General features: G+C 65.9%; 22 protein-coding genes. 21 read left to right on the top strand and 1 reads right to left on the bottom strand.

Annotated elements, in window-relative coordinates; all coding sequences use genetic code 11:
* Nucleotides 1-46 precede the first annotated feature (46 nt).
* The 16 genes from NMLP_RS01605 (at nucleotide 47) to NMLP_RS01525 (ending at nucleotide 14557) form a co-directional block, all read left to right on the top strand.
* Nucleotides 47-2380, top strand: a complete 2334-nt coding sequence (locus tag NMLP_RS01605) for a twin-arginine translocase subunit TatC (protein WP_015408378.1) — start codon at nucleotides 47-49, stop codon at nucleotides 2378-2380.
* 40 nt (nucleotides 2381-2420) lie between these two features.
* Nucleotides 2421-2864, top strand: a complete 444-nt coding sequence (locus NMLP_RS01600; RefSeq protein ID WP_015408377.1) for an acyl-CoA thioesterase — start codon at nucleotides 2421-2423, stop codon at nucleotides 2862-2864.
* A 57-nt stretch (nucleotides 2865-2921) separates the two neighbouring features.
* Nucleotides 2922-3512 carry an NAD(P)/FAD-dependent oxidoreductase gene (locus NMLP_RS01595; protein ID WP_015408376.1) on the top strand — a complete coding sequence of 197 codons (591 nt, stop codon included), beginning with the start codon at nucleotides 2922-2924 and terminating at the stop codon, nucleotides 3510-3512.
* A gap of 114 nt (nucleotides 3513-3626) precedes the next feature.
* The gene (locus NMLP_RS01590; RefSeq protein WP_015408375.1) at nucleotides 3627-4037 is read left to right on the top strand and encodes a helix-turn-helix domain-containing protein; all 411 of its coding nucleotides are present in this window, start codon (nucleotides 3627-3629) and stop codon (nucleotides 4035-4037) included.
* A gap of 368 nt (nucleotides 4038-4405) precedes the next feature.
* Entirely contained in the window at nucleotides 4406-4558 is a 153-nt protein-coding gene (locus NMLP_RS01580; RefSeq protein WP_015408374.1) for a 50S ribosomal protein L39e, read from the top strand.
* Nucleotides 4555-4827 carry a 50S ribosomal protein L31e gene (locus NMLP_RS01575; protein WP_015408373.1) on the top strand — a complete coding sequence of 91 codons (273 nt, stop codon included), beginning with the start codon at nucleotides 4555-4557 and terminating at the stop codon, nucleotides 4825-4827. The genes NMLP_RS01580 and NMLP_RS01575 overlap by 4 nt, the downstream gene beginning before the upstream one ends.
* A 1-nt stretch (nucleotide 4828) precedes the next feature.
* Complete coding sequence (locus NMLP_RS01570; RefSeq protein WP_015408372.1) at nucleotides 4829-5494, top strand: translation initiation factor IF-6; 666 nt, start codon at nucleotides 4829-4831, stop codon at nucleotides 5492-5494.
* 57 nt (nucleotides 5495-5551) lie between these two features.
* Complete coding sequence (ahaH, locus tag NMLP_RS01565) at nucleotides 5552-5890, top strand: ATP synthase archaeal subunit H (protein WP_015408371.1); 339 nt, start codon at nucleotides 5552-5554, stop codon at nucleotides 5888-5890.
* Nucleotides 5891-5930: 40 nt separating this feature from the next.
* Nucleotides 5931-8132 (top strand): V-type ATP synthase subunit I, encoded by a 2202-nt coding sequence (locus NMLP_RS01560; protein WP_173400747.1) that lies wholly within the window; start codon nucleotides 5931-5933, stop codon nucleotides 8130-8132.
* A 200-nt stretch (nucleotides 8133-8332) separates the two neighbouring features.
* Nucleotides 8333-8599, top strand: coding sequence for an A-type ATP synthase subunit K (locus tag NMLP_RS01555; RefSeq protein WP_015408369.1), 267 nt, complete (start codon nucleotides 8333-8335; stop codon nucleotides 8597-8599).
* Nucleotides 8600-8621: 22 nt separating this feature from the next.
* Nucleotides 8622-9200, top strand: a complete 579-nt coding sequence (locus tag NMLP_RS01550; protein WP_015408368.1) for a V-type ATP synthase subunit E — start codon at nucleotides 8622-8624, stop codon at nucleotides 9198-9200.
* Nucleotides 9197-10255, top strand: a complete 1059-nt coding sequence (locus tag NMLP_RS01545; protein ID WP_015408367.1) for a V-type ATP synthase subunit C — start codon at nucleotides 9197-9199, stop codon at nucleotides 10253-10255. The genes NMLP_RS01550 and NMLP_RS01545 overlap by 4 nt, the downstream gene beginning before the upstream one ends.
* A complete protein-coding gene (locus NMLP_RS01540) occupies nucleotides 10252-10572 on the top strand; it encodes a V-type ATP synthase subunit F (RefSeq protein WP_015408366.1) in 321 nt (106 codons plus the stop codon). The genes NMLP_RS01545 and NMLP_RS01540 overlap by 4 nt, the downstream gene beginning before the upstream one ends.
* A gap of 2 nt (nucleotides 10573-10574) precedes the next feature.
* On the top strand, nucleotides 10575-12332 hold the full coding sequence (locus NMLP_RS01535) for an ATP synthase subunit A (RefSeq protein ID WP_015408365.1): 1758 nt from the start codon (nucleotides 10575-10577) through the stop codon (nucleotides 12330-12332).
* 2 nt (nucleotides 12333-12334) lie between these two features.
* Complete coding sequence (locus tag NMLP_RS01530; RefSeq protein ID WP_015408364.1) at nucleotides 12335-13753, top strand: V-type ATP synthase subunit B; 1419 nt, start codon at nucleotides 12335-12337, stop codon at nucleotides 13751-13753.
* 111 nt (nucleotides 13754-13864) lie between these two features.
* Nucleotides 13865-14557 carry a V-type ATP synthase subunit D gene (locus tag NMLP_RS01525; RefSeq protein ID WP_015408363.1) on the top strand — a complete coding sequence of 231 codons (693 nt, stop codon included), beginning with the start codon at nucleotides 13865-13867 and terminating at the stop codon, nucleotides 14555-14557.
* A 13-nt stretch (nucleotides 14558-14570) separates the two neighbouring features.
* Here the strand turns inward: NMLP_RS01525 and NMLP_RS01520 are convergent, their stop codons facing one another.
* Nucleotides 14571-15071, bottom strand: coding sequence for a metal-dependent hydrolase (locus tag NMLP_RS01520; protein ID WP_015408362.1), 501 nt, complete (start codon nucleotides 15069-15071; stop codon nucleotides 14571-14573).
* Nucleotides 15072-15258: 187 nt separating this feature from the next.
* Here NMLP_RS01520 and NMLP_RS01515 point away from each other — a divergent pair, with 187 nt between their 5' ends.
* From NMLP_RS01515 to NMLP_RS01495, 5 genes are all read left to right on the top strand, one after another.
* Entirely contained in the window at nucleotides 15259-15648 is a 390-nt protein-coding gene (locus NMLP_RS01515) for a DUF6276 family protein (protein WP_015408361.1), read from the top strand.
* Nucleotides 15649-15710: 62 nt separating this feature from the next.
* Entirely contained in the window at nucleotides 15711-15899 is a 189-nt protein-coding gene (locus tag NMLP_RS01510; RefSeq protein WP_015408360.1) for a DUF7525 family protein, read from the top strand.
* Between the two features lie 48 nt (nucleotides 15900-15947).
* Nucleotides 15948-16172 (top strand): DUF7123 family protein, encoded by a 225-nt coding sequence (locus NMLP_RS01505; RefSeq protein WP_015408359.1) that lies wholly within the window; start codon nucleotides 15948-15950, stop codon nucleotides 16170-16172.
* Nucleotides 16173-16266: 94 nt separating this feature from the next.
* The gene (locus tag NMLP_RS01500) at nucleotides 16267-16689 is read left to right on the top strand and encodes a CoxG family protein (protein ID WP_015408358.1); all 423 of its coding nucleotides are present in this window, start codon (nucleotides 16267-16269) and stop codon (nucleotides 16687-16689) included.
* Nucleotides 16686-17492 (top strand): nitrilase-related carbon-nitrogen hydrolase, encoded by an 807-nt coding sequence (locus tag NMLP_RS01495; protein ID WP_015408357.1) that lies wholly within the window; start codon nucleotides 16686-16688, stop codon nucleotides 17490-17492. Before NMLP_RS01500 ends, NMLP_RS01495 begins: the two co-directional genes overlap by 4 nt.
* Nucleotides 17493-17632 lie beyond the last annotated feature (140 nt).

Raw genomic sequence — 17632 nt, 5'->3', positions numbered from 1 at the left:
GGTCGAACGGAAAAGGTTGATAACTGCGAACGGAGTACGCCCCGGTGTGTCCAGCGCCGTAGACGACGATGTCGCCCGGACGGTCTCGGAGGGCCGCGCACATCTCGGCGCGCTGCTTCGAACCGCACAGAAGCACCTCCAGAAGGTGTTCATCGTCTTCTTGATCGGATTTCTCGGGATATTCACCGTCCTGCGCCTCTACATCTGGGATATCCTTAAACAGGACCTGAACGCCCACCCCGACATCGTCGTCGTCGCCATCACGCCCTTCGAGGTCATCCTCCTGCAGGCGAAGATTGGGTTGGTGTCGGGGCTCATCATCATGCTGCCGGCGCTCGCGTACTTCGGCCGCGACTCGCTGAAGAACCGCGGGCGGTGGCCGGAGAGCTTCCCCCGCTGGAAGGGGGCCGGATTCGGCCTCGCCAGCGCGGGGCTGTTCGTCGGCGGCGTCGCCTACGCGTATCACCTCTTTTTTCCGATCATGTTCGGGTTCCTCGCCGACAACGCCGTCGGCGCGGGCTTCGAGCCCACGTACTCCATCTCTATGTGGGCGCAGTTCGTCTTTTTGCTCTCGCTGTCGTTCGGGCTGGCGGCGCAACTGCCGTTGCTCATGAGCACGCTCTCGTACACCGGGATCGTCCCCTACGAGACGTTCCGCGACAAGTGGAAGTACGCCGTCATCGCCATCTTCGTGTTCGGTGCGCTGTTCTCGCCGCCGGATCCGTTCACGCAGATCATGTGGGCAGTGCCGCTCGTCGTGCTGTACGGCGCGTCGCTGTACCTGTCCAAGATCGTCGTCACGACCAAACGCTCCCACGACTCGATCGACGTCCGTCAGACGGCCGGCGAGCGCTGGAACGTCCTCGTCGGGCTGTTCGTTCTCGGCGCCGGCTCGGTCTACGCCTTCTACACCTACGGAGTGGGCGCGGCCCTCAACGATCTGCTCGCTGCCGCCGGGTCGGGGTATCGGATTCTCCCGCCCGGCGCTGGCTACGGGATCGCCGAAACGACCTACCTCGCCGTGGTCGGATCGGTATACGGGCTCGTCTTCAGCGTTCTCGGGTTCGCGTACTTCGTCTACGACGGCCTCGAGGAGCCTGAACCGGACGTGCGGCGGCTCGATCCCGAGGAAATCGACGTGGCCGACCTCGACCTCGAAGGCGTCCGGTCGGCTCCCGGCGCGGTCTTTGCGGCGATGGACGAAGACGAAGCAGTCGGCCTCGCCGGGGCCGCGATGGAGGCGGACGATCCGGATCGCGCCCAGGCGATCCTCGATCGGTTCGACGAGGCCGAGGCGGCCGCCGAGGAGGCATCCGAGGGCGAGGGGACGGCCGGAGACGGCTCCGTTCCACCGCAAGGAGAGCCCGGCCAGAGCCAGCACACGCAGGGGACTGTCGGGGCCGAAACCGCCAAGAGTCTTCGACGGCGCCAGCAAGTCCGTGGCGATTCCACTGTTCAGGAGGCTGCCGGGGCCGGAACCGCCGCGAGGGGAGACGAGAGCGATCCCGCCGGAGCCGAGGCCGGCGCGGACGGCCGGAGCCTCGCGGAGCGGAGCGCTGGCGCGCTCGACGTTTTCAGCGACGACGACGTCGACGAGGACGACATCGGCGGGTACGCCTACGACATCAAGTTCATCCTCGACAGCGTCACCTCGAAGTCGTTCCGGCTCGTCGGCGTGTTCGCGGCCGTCATGGCCGCCACGTTCTTCGTGCTGTATCAGGGCGGGATCGGCGTCCTCCACGAGCGCTTCGTTGGCGGGATGCCCTCGCAGTTCGCCGCCGAACAGGTCTCGATCGTCACGTTACACCCCGTCGAGGCACTCATTTTTATGATAAAGGTCTCGGTGATCTTCGGGGCCGCCTCGACGCTACCCCTGCTTTTGTACTACGCGTGGCCGGCGCTGAAGGACCGTGGCCTCGCCCGGGGAGACCGGCGCGTCCTGCTCGTGTGGGGTGGAAGCCTGCTGACGGCGATGGTGCTCGGCAGCCTGTTCGGATTCCTCTATCTCGCGCCGACGGCTATCTCGTGGCTCGCCTCGGACGTGTTGGACGCCGGGATGGTGATCGCCTACCGGATCAGCAACTACGGATGGATGATCTTCTTTTTCACCGTCGGCATCGGCATCCTCGTGATGGTGCCGGTCACGATGCTTCTGTTCCACCGGGGGGGGATCGTTCCCTACGGCGTCTTCCGAACGCGGTGGCGGGAGTTCGCCATCGCCGTGCTGGCGGCCGGGGCGTTCCTCTCGCCGCGGGGGATCTTCACGATGTTCCTGCTCGGGGTGCCGATCATCGCCGCCTACGGCCTCGGTCTCGGTTCGCTGTGGCTCTACACTCTCGGCGGCAGACGGGTCCCGGAGGCCGCCGAACCGGCCGACTGAGCCGTCCGAAGTTTATATGTCCACGGCCCCGATGGCTGGTATGTCGACCGTCAGCGAGACGTACATCGAGAACCGACAGCGGGTCCAGCCGACGGACACGAACAACTACGCGGCCGCACACGGCGGAAACGTCGTCAAGTGGATGGACGAGGTCGGCGCGATGTCCGCAATGCGGCACGCGGGCGAGACTTGCGTCACCGCCCGGATCAACGGGCTGGACTTCGAGCAGTCGGTCCCCCAGGGCGACACCTGCGTCATCGAGGCGTACGCCTACGAGGCGGGTCGGACGAGCGTCCGGGTCCGTCTACGCGCGTTCCGGGAGGACCCACGAACCGGCGAGCGCGAGCGGACCACCGACTCGTATTTCGTCTTCGTCGCGGTCGACTCCGAGGGGTCCCCGACGCCGGTTCCGGACCTAGAGGTCGGGTCCGAGCGCTGTAAGCGACTCCGATCGGAGGCGTTGTCGAACGATCCCGAGCGGTGATCATCGACGCGGGTGCAACCGGGGGTTTTTGCTGGTCGAGGCTAAACGGTTCGGATCATGGGAAATGCTGACACGGACGTGCTCGTCGTCGGCGGTGGCCCGGCCGGACTGAGCGCGGCCCTCTTCGCACAAAAGAACGGACTGGAGACGATCTGTCTCGACACCGACGAAACCTGGATCCACAAGGCGCATCTCTTCAATTACCTCGGAATCGGCTCGGTCGACGGGTCGGCGTTCGTGGAGACCGCCCGTTCGCAGGTCGACAGCTTCGGCGCCGAACGCGTCGAGACGGAGGTGACCGACGTGAACGAGACGGCCGGGGACTTCGTGGCCGAAACTGCCGGCGGGTCGTACACCGGGCGATACGTGGTGTTGGCGACGGGCGCGAGCCGCGACCTCGCCGAGTCGCTCGGTTGTGCGTTCGACGGCGACGTCGTCGACGTCGGGGTCACGATGGAGACGAGCGTCGAGGACGCCTACGCGACGGGTGCGATGGTTCGGGCGGAGGAGTGGCAAGCGATTATCGCCGCGGGAGACGGCGCGGCTGCCGCGTTGAACGTTCTCTCGAAGGAGAAGGGCGAACACTTCCACGACTTCGACGTACCGGCCGACGCCGACGCGGTGTTCGGCGCGATGGGCGAGGAGTGACCGGCGTCCGAACGCCGGACGCGTCCGTCGAACCGAGACGCCGTCACAGACGGCGGCAATATTGTGCGAGCCTCACAAACACTTATGACTGTCCGACGGCTACGTGTGATAGATATGGCGGACGCAATGAGCGAGTATCTCAAACAGGATATGCAGTGCGAAGGCCTCCTCGAGTGCATCCACGGCCTGAAGGGCCTCGACAGGGAGATATTCAAACTGCTAACGGATCGCTCGGAACCGCTCACCGTCGACGAAATCGCCGAAGAGGTCGACCGCGAGCGCTCGACGGCCTACCGCTCGGTTCAGCGGCTCCTCCAGAGCGGGTTCGTCCAGAAGGATCAGATCAACTACGATCAGGGCGGCTACTACCACGTCTTCCGGCCGACCGATCCCGACGAGATCGCCGACGACATGCAACGAATGCTCAACGACTGGTACGCGAAGATGGGCCAGCTGATCGGGGAGTTCCGCGAAAAGTACGGCGAAGCCATCGAGGAACCCCCCGCCGCTCCGGTCGAGAACTGATCCGCCCTGCGGCGCGCAGCGTCCGTCGGCTTTCGCGTGCCGCTTTTTTGTGTCACCTCTTGCCCGGACGGCCGCGGCCGGTTTTTATCATACAGTGTTAGTTAGTATATAAATCACATCAACCACCGCGCGTCGTCTTGGTACCCGGACGTCGAGGGTGTCACTCGGCGTCCAGTGCTTCTCACTCGTTTTCGATTCCGTTCGGTTCGGACCGTCGAGACCGCTCGCTGTCGCTCGAGGCTCCGCCCCGCTCGCGGTTCGTCGTGTCGCTTCTCGCCGCTCGTATTTCCGACATCGCTCGCTGTCGCTCGGGATATCGTACCCAAAGGAACAAGGATTTAAACACAGCGGCGGAACAGTTCTCCACTATGGGCAAGAAATCGAAGGCGAAAAAAAAGCGGCTCGGGAAGCTCGAACGGCAGAACAACCGCGTCCCCGCGTGGGTCATCATGAAGACCGACCGCGACACGCTGCGCAACCACAAACGCCGCAACTGGCGTCGGAGTGATACGGACGAATGAGCGCCGAATTCGACGAGCGCGTCATGACCGTCCCGCTCCGGGACGTCCTCGCCGGCTCGAACACCGACCGCGCGGACAAGGCGATGCGCCTCGTCCGTTCGCACCTCGCACAGCACTTCAACGTCGAGGAGGACGCGGTTCGGCTGGACCCCTCGATCAACGAGTCCGTCTGGGAGCGCGGCCGGTCGAAGCCGCCGCGGAAGCTCCGCGTTCGGGCGGCCCGCTTCGAGGAGGAGGGCGAGGCCGTCGTCGAAGCAGAGACCGCATAACGTGCTCCGCGCGTCGCTCTCCGGGTCCGCCTACGTCGGCGTCTTCGGCCGGGCGACCGACGATTGCCTGCTCGTCCGTCCGGACATAGAGGCCTCGCTCCTCGAGGCGTTCGAGACCGAACTCGACGTGCCCGCCGTGCCGACGACCGTCGCCGGATCGGGCACCGTCGGCGCGCTCGCGGTCGGCAACGAGAACGGGTTGCTCGTCAGCGAACGCGTCACCGACCGCGAGCGCGACCGCATCGAGGGCGAAACTGACCTCTCGGTCGGGGAGCTGCCCGGCCGGATCAACGCCGCCGGCAACGTCGTCCTCGCGAACGACCGGGGGGCGCTGGCACACCCGGACCTCTCCCGGAAGGCCGTACGCGCAGTGGGTGATACGCTCGACGTTCCCGTCGAGCGCGGGGAGATCGCCGGCGTCCGGACCGTCGGAACCGCCGCCGTCGTGACCGAGAACGGCGTGCTTTGTCACCCGAAAACCACGGACGAGACGCTCGATTTCCTCGAGGACCTCTTCGGCGTCTACGCCGACATCGGGACGATAAATTACGGCGGCCCGCTCGTCGGCTCCGGGTTGATCGCGAACGCCAGCGGCTACGTCACCGGCGAGGAAACGACCGGGCCGGAACTGGGCCGCATCGAGGACGCCCTCGGCTACATCGAGTAGCGCCTCCGTTCCGCAACTACCAAATAGCCGCTTTCCGAAGCGACATTTGATATAATTATGGCCAGGCCAGAGGTTCTTGACCGAATCAAGGGGGCCGAGGATGAGGCCGACGACATCGTCGCCGAGGCCGAGGAGGCGCGCGAAGAGCGCATTGCCGAGGCGCGCGAGGAGGCCGACCGCATCCGCGAGGACGCCCACGAGGAGGCGCAGGCCCACAAACAGGAGCGCCTCGAGGAGGCGCGCGAGGATATCGACTCCGAACGCGAGGAGATCATCGCCGAGGGCGAGTCCGAGCGCGAGGCACTCGAGGAACGCGCCGCGGAGAACCGCGAGGCGGCGGTCGAATATACGGTCGATCTGTTCACGGAGGCGGTGAATGTCCAGTCTCAGACCTAAACGGATGAGCCGGGTCTCGGTAACGGGATCCAAACGCGTGATGGACGACGCCATCGAGGCCGTCCACGAGTTGAACCTGGTCCACGTCACCGACTACGACGGCGCCTGGGAGGGGTTCTCCCCGGGGAACCCGATCGAGGGTGCCGAGGAGGCCGCGAGTAGACTCGTCACCGTCCGCGCCCTCGAGAGCACCCTCGGCGTCGAGGAGTCGGACGCCGGCCGACCCCGGATCATCGACGACGACGAACTCGAATCGGAACTCGAGGACGTCCGAACGCGGGTCAACGACCTCGACGACGAGCGCTCGGAGATCGACGACGAGCTCCGCGAGATCGACGAGCGGATCGAGTCGGCGCGTCCGTTCGCCGCGCTGGGGCTCGACATCGATCTGCTGTCCGGATACGACTCGCTGACCGCCGCGGTCGGCGAGGGCGACCGCGGCGAGATCGAGGCGGCACTCGAGGACAGCGAGGCGGTCGAAGCGTACGAGCTGTACGCGGAGGACGAGTACGTCGCCGCCTTCGTCTATCCTGACGTGGACCTCGAGGACGCGCTGGTCGGCGCGGCCTTCACCGAGTACGAGATCCCGGACCTCGGCGAAGGAGGCGAGGCGACGAGTCCGGAGGCGTACATCGAGGATCTGAACCACCGCCGCGGCCAGCTCGAATCGAACCTCGAGACCGTCGAGAGCCGCCTCGAAGACCTCAAACACGAGGTTTCTGGCTTCCTGCTCGCCGCCGAAGAGAAGCTCTCGATCGAGGTCCAAAAGCGGGAAGCGCCGCTGACCTTCGCGACGACGGAGAACGCCTTCGTCTCCGAGGGCTGGATCCCGACGGAGCGGGTCGACGACCTCGTCGATACGCTCGACGCCCGCGCCGGCGACCACGTCGAGGTCGACGAACTCGAACGGGCGTCCTACGACGAGGACGGCCACGCCCACGAACACGAGGAGATCGAGGAGTCGGGGAAATCCGGCGGTCAGAGCGCTGGCGGACGCACAGCCGGTGAACCGGACGCCGTCGCGGACGGCGGGGACGGCGAGGCCGTCGCCGACGGCGGTCGAGCGATGAGCGGCGGTTCGCCGCCGGTCGTCCAGGACAACAGCGCAATCGCGAAGCCCTTCGAGATGCTCGTCGGCGTCATCAACCGGCCCAGATACACGGAGATCGATCCGACGCTGATCCTGTTCTTGACGTTCCCGGCGTTCTTCGGGTTCATGATCGGCGATCTGGGATACGGGATCCTCTACGTCGCCATCGGCTACGCCCTGATGCGGCGCTTCGAGTCGCCGGGAATCCGTTCGCTCGGTGGCGTCGCCGTCGCGGCCGGGATATTCACCGCGATCTTCGGCGTGCTATACGGGGAGATATTCGGGCTTCACCAGCTCGGCGAGATCGTCTGGCCGAGCGGTTCTCCGCCCATACACAAGGGTCTCTCCCCCGAGTACGGCACCTACGCGCTCGGGTGGCTCGTGGTGAGCCTGCTCGTCGGGATGCTCCACCTCGCAGTCGGGTGGATCATCGACTTCTATCAGAACCTCTCACACGGCATCGGCGACGCGATGACCGAGAGCGGGTCGTGGTTGTTGATGTTGTTCGGCTTCTGGGCGTGGGTGTTCGCGGACGCGCCGCCCAGCGGCGCGGCGCCCGGCCTGCTCGTCTCGGCCGACAGCGCCGTCTTCGCCGGACACCCGTTCGCACTCGGCTTTGCGGGGCTCCCCACTACGGTCGGGCTCGTCGGCCTCGGGGTCTTCTTCGTCGGCCTCGTGTTGCTCGTCAAGGGAGACCCCGTCGAGGGCGTCGAGTTCCTCAACGTTCTCGTGAACGTCCTCTCGTACACCCGGCTCGCGGCCGTGCTGCTCGCGAAGGCGGGGATGGCCTTCGTGGTCAACCTGCTCGTCTTCGGCGTCTACGTCACCGAGGAGACCCACGGGGGCGAGACCGTCGACGCGTGGCACTTCGGGGTCGGCGGGATGCCGGCCGAGGCCGGGACGTCGTTCCACGGCCACCAGGTCGTCGAGATCATGTCTCCCGGGCTGGTCCACGGCAGCATCGCCGCCGTGGTTGTCGGCGCGCTCGTGCTCGTCGTCGGCCACCTGCTCGTGCTCGCGCTCGGGGTCACGAGCGCCGGCCTGCAGGGGATCCGTCTCGAGTACGTGGAGTTCTTCGGGAAGTTCTACGAGGGCGGCGGCAAGCCCTACGAGCCGTTCGGCTACGAGCGGCGCTACACCACCGAGGACTGAGACGGGCCGTCGGGGCGGTCTGTCGGGTCGGCTCCGGCGGGCCGGCGGCGGCCGATCGCGGCGCGGTTTGCGTTTTCCTCCGACAGCCGCAGCAGCGTCGACCCGCCGTCCACGACGGCGTTTGGGAAGTTTTATGAACTCAGTACGAACATACCCGACTGTTCGGATAGCAGTTAATCCACACCAACGGAACACAAACCATGTTTGAACTTGCTACTGTCGCCAGCAGTGTTGCACCGGTACTCCAAGAAGGGGCCGTAGGCGGTCCCGCTATCGAGCCCGCGGCAGCCGCCGCGCTCGCAGTCGGTCTCGCCGCGTTCGGCGCGGGCTATGCGGAGCGTGGCATCGGCGCCGCGGCCGTCGGCGCGATGGCTGAAAACGAAGACCTCTTCGGCCGGGGCCTGATCCTGACGGTCCTGCCCGAGACGCTCGTCATCCTGGCGCTGGTCGTCGTCTTCGTGGTCTAAACCACACGGATTTTTCCAAACTATGAGCCTTGATACGGTCGTAGAGGACATCCGAGACGAAGCCCGCGCGCGTGCAGAGGAGATACGCGAGACGGGGGAGACGCGAGCCGACGAGATCGTCTCCGAGGCCAGACGGGAGGCCGACGATATCCGATCGGAGGCCGACCGCGAGGTCGAGCGGACGATCGAACAGGAGCGCGAGCAGAAGCTTTCGAGCGCGAAACTCGAGGCGAAGCAGGCCCGTCTCGAAGCGCGCCGTGAGGTTCTCGAGGAGGTCCGCAACGACGTTGAAGCACAGATCGCCGAGATCGACGGCGAGGAGCGCGAGTCGCTGACCCGGTCGCTTCTGGACGCCGCAAGCGAGGAGTTCGACGCGGGGTCCGTCCGCGTCCGCGGCAGCGAAGCCGACGCCGAACTGTTGGCGTCGATCGTCGGCGAGTACGACGGCTTCGAGGTCGGCGAGCCGATCGATTGTCTCGGCGGCGTCGTCGTCGAGGCCGACGGCTCGCGCGTCCGAGTGAACAACACGTTCGACTCCGTTCTCGAAGACGTCTGGGAGGAGAACCTGCGCGATATCAGCGCGCGTCTCTTCGAAGAATGAGCGTCAAAACTGAGGGAAGTTCGAACTACGAATACGTCACCGCGAGAGCGCGATCGCGGCGGGCGAAGCTGTTCGACGGGGACGACTACCGGAAGCTAGTCCGGATGGGTCCGGGCGAGATCGCCCGCTTTATGGAGGACAGCGAGTACGAAACGGAGATGAACGCCCTCGGGACGCGGCACTCCGGGGTCGATCTCATCGAGTACGCGCTGAACCGGAACCTCTCGAAACACTTCGACGACCTGTTGACGTGGGCCGACGGGCCGCTCTATGAGTACATCGCGAACTACCTCCGGAAGTTCGACGCCTGGAACATCAAGACGATCATTCGCGGTATCTACACCGGCGCCGACCGCGAGGACGTCGAGGACGACCTCATCCGGACGGGGGAGTTCGCGGGACGGACGCTCGATCGACTGGTCGAAGCCACGAGCATCGAGGACGCCATCGAGGCGCTGTCGGGGAGCATCTTCGGCGAACCGCTCGAAGAGGCCTACGAGGACTTCGAGAGCTCGGACGTGTTGGTCCCCCTCGAGAACGCCGTCGACCGCGCGTTCTTCGCGCACCTGCTCGACGACATCGGACAGCCGGAACCGGACACGCCGATCGCGCTGTACCGGGAGTTCCTCGAGGCCGAGATCGACTTCCGGAACCTCCGGAACGCGCTTCGGATCGCCCGAAGCGGTGCCGAGATCGACCCGGGCGAGTACTTCATCGAGGGGGGCCAGCTCTTCGACGCCACCGAACTCGGTACGCTCGCGGCGAACACCGACGATTTGGTGACGGCGATCAAAGAGAGTACGTACGGCGACGACCTCTCGAAGGCGCTTGACGAACTCGAGTCGGCAACGAGTCTCATCGGGTTCGAACACGCGTTGAACACCGCACTGCTCGAGTACTCCGAGAAGCTGTCGAATCGGTACCCGCTGTCGATCTGTCCGGTGCTCTCGTACATCCTCGCGAAGGAGCGCGAGGTCGAGAACATCCGGGCGATTGCCCGCGGTCGCGAGGCCGGCCTTCCGGTCGAGGAGATCGAGGAGGAGCTGATACAATGAGCCAGGAGATCGCCGTGGTCGGCAGCCCGGATTTCACGACAGGCTTCCGTCTCGCCGGCGTCCGGCGCTTCGAGAACGTGACCGACGAGGAGAAAGACGAACACCTCGACGACGCCGTCACGTCGGCGCTCGACGACGACGGCGTCGGGATCGTCGTGATGCACGACGAAGACGTCGAACAGCTGTCACGCACAGTCCGACAACGGGTCGAAACGAGTGTCGAACCGGTCGTCGTCACGCTGGGCGGCGGGACCGGTTCGGGCAATCTGCGCGAGCAGATCAAACGCGCCATCGGCATCGACCTGATGGACGAGTAATCATGAGTCAAGCAACTGCAAGCGAAACCACAGACGAGGGCGTAATCGAGAGCGTCAGCGGTCCGGTCGTGACCGCGACCGATCTCGGTGCCCGGATGAACGACGTCGTCTACGTCGGCGAGGAAGGGCTGATGGGCGAGGTCATCGAGATCGAAGGGGACATCACCACGATCCAGGTGTACGAGGAGACGTCCGACGTCGCCCCCGGCGAGCCCGTCGAGAACACGGGCGAACCGCTCTCGGTCGATCTCGGTCCGGGCATGTTGGACAGTATCTACGACGGCGTCCAGCGGCCGCTGGACGTTCTCGAAGAAAAGATGGGTGCGTTCCTCGACCGCGGTGTCGACGCACCCGGTATCGACCTCGAAAAGACCTGGGAGTTCGACCCAGAGGTCGAGGTCGGCGACGAAGTCACTGCGGGCGACGTCGTCGGGATCGTCCCCGAGACCGAAAGCATCGACCACAAGGTGTTGGTGCCGCCGGGCTACGAGGGCGGGGAGGTCACCGCGATCGAGTCGGGGTCGTTCACCGTCGACGAGGCGGTCGTCGAACTCGACAGCGGCGAGGAGATCGCGATGCGCCAGGAGTGGCCGGTTCGGGAGCCCCGACCGACGGTCGAAAAGGAGACGCCGACGACGCCGCTGATTTCGGGTCAGCGCATCCTCGACGGTCTGTTCCCGATCGCGAAGGGCGGGACCGCGGCGATTCCGGGGCCGTTCGGCTCGGGAAAGACGGTCACCCAACACCAACTCGCCAAGTGGGCCGACGCGGACATCGTCGTCTACGTCGGTTGCGGCGAGCGTGGCAACGAGATGACGGAGGTCATCGAGGACTTCCCCGAACTGGAGGACCCGAAGACGGGCAAACCGCTCATGTCCCGGACGTGTCTCATCGCGAACACGTCCAACATGCCGGTCGCGGCGCGCGAGTCCTGCGTGTACACCGGAATCACGATCGCCGAGTACTACCGCGATATGGGCTACGACGTGGCGTTGATGGCCGACTCCACCTCGCGGTGGGCCGAAGCCATGCGGGAGATCTCTTCGCGGCTCGAGGAGATGCCCGGCGAGGAGGGTTACCCGGCGTATCTGGCGGCTCGCCTCTCGGAGTTCTACGAACGCGCCGGCAAGTTCCAGAACCTCAACGGCAGCGAGGGCTCGATCTCGGCGATCGGTGCCGTCTCGCCGCCCGGCGGGGACTTTTCGGAACCGGTCACCCAGAACACGCTGCGTATCGTGAAGTGTTTCTGGGCGCTCGATGCGGACCTGGCCGAACGGCGGCACTTCCCGTCGATCAACTGGAACGAGTCCTACTCGCTGTACACCGAACAGCTCGATCCGTGGTGGCGCGAGAACGTCAACGAGGAGTACCCAGAGGTGCGGCAGTGGGCCGTCGACGTCCTCGACGAGGAGAGCGAACTGCAGGAGATCGTCCAACTCGTCGGCAAGGACGCGCTGCCGGACGACCAACAGCTCACCCTGGAGGTCGCCCGCTACATCCGCGAGGGGTGGCTCCAGCAGAACGCCTTCCACGACGTCGACACCTACTGTGAGCCCGAGAAGACCTACCTCATGTTGACCGCGATCCAACACTTCAACGAGGAGGCCTTCGAGGCGCTCGAGGCCGGCGTCCCCGTCGAGGAGATCGTCGACGTCGACTCGGTCTCGCGGCTCAATCGGATGAACACCCAAGAAGACTTCGAGGAGTACATCGACGAGCTGAAAGACGACATCGCCGAGGAGCTTCGGGAGCACTACTGACCATGCAAAAAGAATACAAGACAATAACGGAGATCAGCGGTCCGCTGGTGTTCGCCGACATCGACGAACCGGTCGGCTACGACGAGATGGTCGAAATTGAGACACCTAGCGGCGAGGTTCGCCGCGGACAGGTGCTCGAGTCGACCTCGGAGTTCGTCGCCATCCAGGTGTTCGAGGGGACCTCGGGCATCGATCGGGACTCGTCGGTCCGGTTCCTCGGCGAGACGCTGCAGATGCCGCTGACGGAGGAGTTGCTCGGGCGCGTCCTCTCGGGATCGGGCGAGCCGATCGACGGCGGCCCCGAGATCGAACCCGACGAGGAACGCGAGATCGTCGGCGCGGCGATCAACCCCACGGCGCGGGAGTACCCCCAGGAGTTCATCCAGACCGGCGTCTCCGCCATCGACGGCATGAACACCTTGATCCGCGGCCAGAAGCTCCCGATCTTCTCGGGGTCGGGGCTGCCGCACAACGATCTGGCGCTCCAGATCGCACGGCAGGCTTCGGTGCCCGAGGAGGACGAAGGCGGCGAGGGCGGCTCGGAGTTCGCCGTCATCTTCGGCGCAATGGGCATCACCCAGGAGGAGGCCAACGAGTTCATGGACGACTTCGAGCGCACCGGCGCGCTGGAGCGGTCGGTCGTCTTTATGAACCTCGCGGACGACCCCGCCGTCGAGCGGACGGTCACGCCACGGATGGCGCTGACGACCGCCGAGTACCTCGCTTTCGAGGAGGATTACCACGTGTTGGTCATCCTCACCGACATGACCAACTACTGCGAGGCGCTGCGCGAGATCGGTGCCGCACGCGAGGAGGTCCCGGGTCGACGTGGCTACCCCGGGTACATGTACACCGACCTCGCGCAACTGTACGAGCGCGCCGGCCGGATCGAGGGCCGGGAGGGCTCCGTGACGCAGATCCCGATCCTCACGATGCCGGGCGACGACGACACCCACCCGATTCCGGACCTGACCGGCTACATTACCGAGGGCCAGATCTACATCGATCGGGACCTCAACAGCCAGGGGATAGAGCCCCCGGTCAACGTGTTGCCGAGCCTCTCGCGGCTGATGGACGACGGGATCGGTGAGGGCTTCACCCGGGAGGACCACGCGGACGTCTCCGATCAGGCGTACGCGGCCTACGCGGAGGGCGAGGACCTCCGGGACCTCGTGAACATCGTCGGTCGCGAGGCGCTCTCGGAGCTCGACAACAAGTACCTCGACTTCGCGGACGCCTTCGAGGAGGAGTTCGTCCAGCAGGGCCACGACACGAACCGCGGCGTCGACGAGACGCTCGACATCGCCTGGGAGCTCCTGAGCGGGCTGCCCAAGGAGTCGCTCAACCGGATCGACGAGGACCTCATCGAGGAGTACTACGTCGAGAGCGAAGACGAGGAAGTCGCTCAGACCGCCGACTGACCGATCCGATCGGTCGCGCAGTTTCGTTTTCACCCCCGGGTACCCCGTCGTTTCGAGGTCCCCCGTATGATAAAGAATTAACGTGTTCGGGGAGAAAACATCTCACAACAGATGTCTAAGGACGTCAAACCGACTCGGAAGAACCTCATGGCGATCGAGGATCGTATCGAACTCTCCGAGCGGGGCCACGACACCCTCGAAAAGAAGCGCGACGGCCTCATCATGGAGTTCATGGACATTCTCGATCAGGCCCAGGACGTCCGGTCGGATCTGGACGACAACTACGAGCGCGCCCAGCGCAACATCAACATGGCCCGGGCGATGGAAGGCGACGTCGCCGTCCGCGGGGCCGCCGCCGCGCTGAAGGAACACCCCGAGATCACGAGCCAATCGAAGAACATCATGGGCGTGGTCGTCCCCCAGATCGAGTCGACCAAGGTGAAAAAGTCACTCGACCAGCGGGGCTACGGACTCGTGGGCACGTCGGCGCGCATCGACGAGGCGGCCGACGCTTACGAGGAGCTACTGGAGACGATCATCCTCGCCGCCGAGGTCGAGACGGCGATGAAGAAGATGCTCGACGAGATCGAGAAGACGAAACGCCGGGTCAACGCCCTCGAATTCAAGCTTTTGCCCGAACTCCACGGCGCCCAGGAGTACATCGAGCAGAAACTCGAAGAGCAAGAACGCGAGGAGATCTTCCGTATGAAGAAGATCAAGGCGAAAAAGGAGGCGGACGAAGCCGAAGAGAAAGCCCAAGAGGCCGCCGAGACCGAGGTCGAGACTGTTCCGGCCGACGACTGACGGACCGACTCTGTCATCCCGGTATCGAACCGGCGATCGCCGCTCCGAGTACGTAGGCGACGCCGACCGAAACCACGCCGAGCGCCAACAGTGCGTCGTTCGCGATCGGGTTCGCCGCGCGAGTGACGTCGAGAGAGCGCCGCCGGCCGTTCCGGAAGGGGTCGACGCCCATCGGCGTGAGGGCGTCGACAGCGACGTGTGAGAGTATCGTCACCGAACCGACGAGGAACCCGAAGCCGCCGAGGGTGGCCGCCGTCCAGACCCCGGCCGAGCGGCCCGACAGCGCGCCGGCGATTCCGACGAGTCCGCCGACCGCGCCGGCGAAGTGGACCGTATGCGTCACGCCCCGGTGACCGACGAAGGGGATCCGCCGGTCCCAGTCCGGCAGCGTAGCCAACCAGACCGCGACCACGCCGCCGACGGCCGCGAGCGAGTCGATCCCGGCGGCGACGAGGAGGCCCCCGATCGGAGCGTAGGCGGCGAGCGCCGCGCCGACGTGTCCCTTCCTGTGCATACGCTGTCCTCTATGTGCTCCGAGCCGCGGCGGACGGTTCCGAAACGGCCCTCACACGCCGAAGTAGCCCCCATCTGTCATATAAACCTTCGTGTCGGGTCGGCGCCGGCCGTTCATACGGCCGCAGACTGGAGCCCTCCCGCCGGCCTTCCGTCCCGTTCATACGCCCCGGAGCAGTAGGTTTCGCATGGAGTGTCCGAACTGCGGTGCCCGAACCGTCGTCTTCGAGGTCCCGAGCGAGTATCGTCCCCATGTCCCCGGGGCGTCCGAGCGCGCGGCGCTGTGTCCGGAGTGTCTCACGCTCGCCGCGACCGACGCGCCCCCGGAGCCGCGCTTCGAGTTGATATCGAGCGCCTTCCCGACCGACGCCGAGGCGGCGGTCCCCCTCGCGGTCGCGATCGGACTCCTCGACTCGCTGGCGCTACACCGGCGCGCGCTCCAGGAGTTGGTCCCGGCAGCGGAGGCCGCGGGCGCGGACCCGCTGTTGCTCCTCGACCGACTCCACGTCCAGGGTGGCGTGGACCCCGCCTTCGACATCGACCGGCGTCGCCACCAGCTCGAACAGTTGCTGGAGTGAGCTCCGCACTCCGTTTCCGACGGATCGGCGGGATTTATAATCGCCCTGCCGTAGAGTGGCGTATGGAGACTGCCGATTCGACGGACAAGGGCGTCGGCTTTCCGGTACTGTTCGGCATCGTGGCCGTGCTCGGCGCGGTGGGCATGGCAGTGTTCGGGTTCACCGGCGATCAGCTCGCCTCCGGCGGGGCGCTCGCCGTTGCGATGCTCGGAGGGGCGCTGTCGGTCGCCGCCTACCACGTCTACGGGTGAGTAACCGGAAGGAACGGTCTTAAGCCGCTCGCGACCGTACCCGCGGGCATGGGTGAACTGAGTGACGAAGACAAGCGGATCCTCGCGTACCTGCGGGAGCGCGCCAAGGGTGGTGAGCAGTACCTTCGGTCGAAACACATCGCCGACGCCATCGACCTGACGGCCAAGCAGGTCGGCACGCGGCTCCCGAGGCTGGCCGAACACTCCGAGGACGTCGACATCGAGAAGTGGTCTCGGGCCCGCTCGACGACGTGGCGCGTCACCCCCGAGTGAACTGTTCTCGACCGCTCGAATATCTCCTCCGGCGACCGGCAAGGCGGTCACAGAACGGCCGTTTCTTATACGTGTCCCCCCCTAGTCGGGACGTATGACCGCCCGCATCGAGCGCGTATTCGACATCCCAGCGCCTCCCGAGGAGGTGTGGGACGTCATCTCGGACCCCGAAATCCGGGCCCGGTCGATAAGCGTCGTCACCGACTTCGAGACGACCGGCGATCGGACCGCGATCTGGCACGTGTCGCTCCCGATCCCGCGGATCGACCGGACGATCGAGGTCGAAACCGAGGACGTCGAGGTCGACGGGCCGGCCTACGTCCGGTTCGTCGGCCGATCGAAGGCCATGAACGTACAGGGTGAACACGTCCTCGACCCCGTCGAGGCGGGCACCCGGGTCACGAACCGCTTTCGGGTCGAGGGGCGATTGCCGGGCGTCGAGACGTACTTCAAGCGGAAGCTCGACGGCGAACTGGCGAGCCTCGAGTCGACCGTCCGCGAGCGAACGGGGAGATGAACCTCGCGCTCGCACAGATCGAGATCGAACCGGCCAAGCGGGATCGAAACGTCGAGCGAGCGGTCGAGGCGATCGACGCGGCCGCCGCCGAGGGGGCCGACTGCGTTGCACTCCCGGAGGTCTTCGACGTTGGCTACTTCGCTTTCGACGCCTACGAGCGCAGCGCCGAACCGATCGGCGGCGGGGTCCACCGAGCGATCCGGGCGGCCGCGGTCGAACACGACGTCGCGGTGCTCGCCGGGACGGTCGTCGAGGACCTCGCTGCCTCGGCCGCCGCGGGCGAATCCGTTCCGGAACCGGAGGGCCTCGCGAACACCGCAGTGCTTTTCGACAGCGACGGTGACAGGCAGCTGGTGTACCGGAAACACCACCTGTTCGGCTACGACTCGGCGGAGGCGGAGCTGCTCGTCCCCGGCGATCGGCTCCCGACGGCCGAGGTGTGCGGTCACACCGCCGCCGTCACGACCTGCTATGACCTCCGGTTTCCGGAGCTGTACCGGCGACTGCTCGAAGCGGGCGCGACGATGGTGCTCGTACCGAGCGCGTGGCCCTACCCGCGCGTCGAACACTGGCAGCTCCTGCCGCGCGCGCGTGCCGTCGAGGACCTGCTGTACGTCGGCGCGGTCAACGGCGCCGGGTCGTTCGAGGCGGCCGACCTCGTCGGCCGGTCGACGGTGTATGATCCCTGGGGGACGCCGGTCGCTGCCACCGACGAGGGGCCGGCAATCGTCCACGCGGCCTGTCCGCCGGAACGCGTCGCCGAGGTACGCGGGGAGTTCCCGGCGCTCTCGGATCGCCGGTGAGCGGTCGTCGACGCGAGGGTTTATACGTCGTGCCGCTGTATCTTTGATTGCCCGAACGACGCTTTTCTCGTCGTGACGGCAGAACGCTCCGACGCCCGCGCCACGCGCCCGTCTGCGTCGGGTCTGCCCGGTGCCCGGCG

Origin of the sequence: Natronomonas moolapensis 8.8.11 (assembly GCF_000591055.1) — an archaeon.
GTDB lineage: Archaea > Halobacteriota > Halobacteria > Halobacteriales > Haloarculaceae > Natronomonas > Natronomonas moolapensis.
The sequence above is the reverse complement of the archived record's forward strand: the minus strand, read 5'-3'. Positions and strand labels throughout refer to the sequence as shown.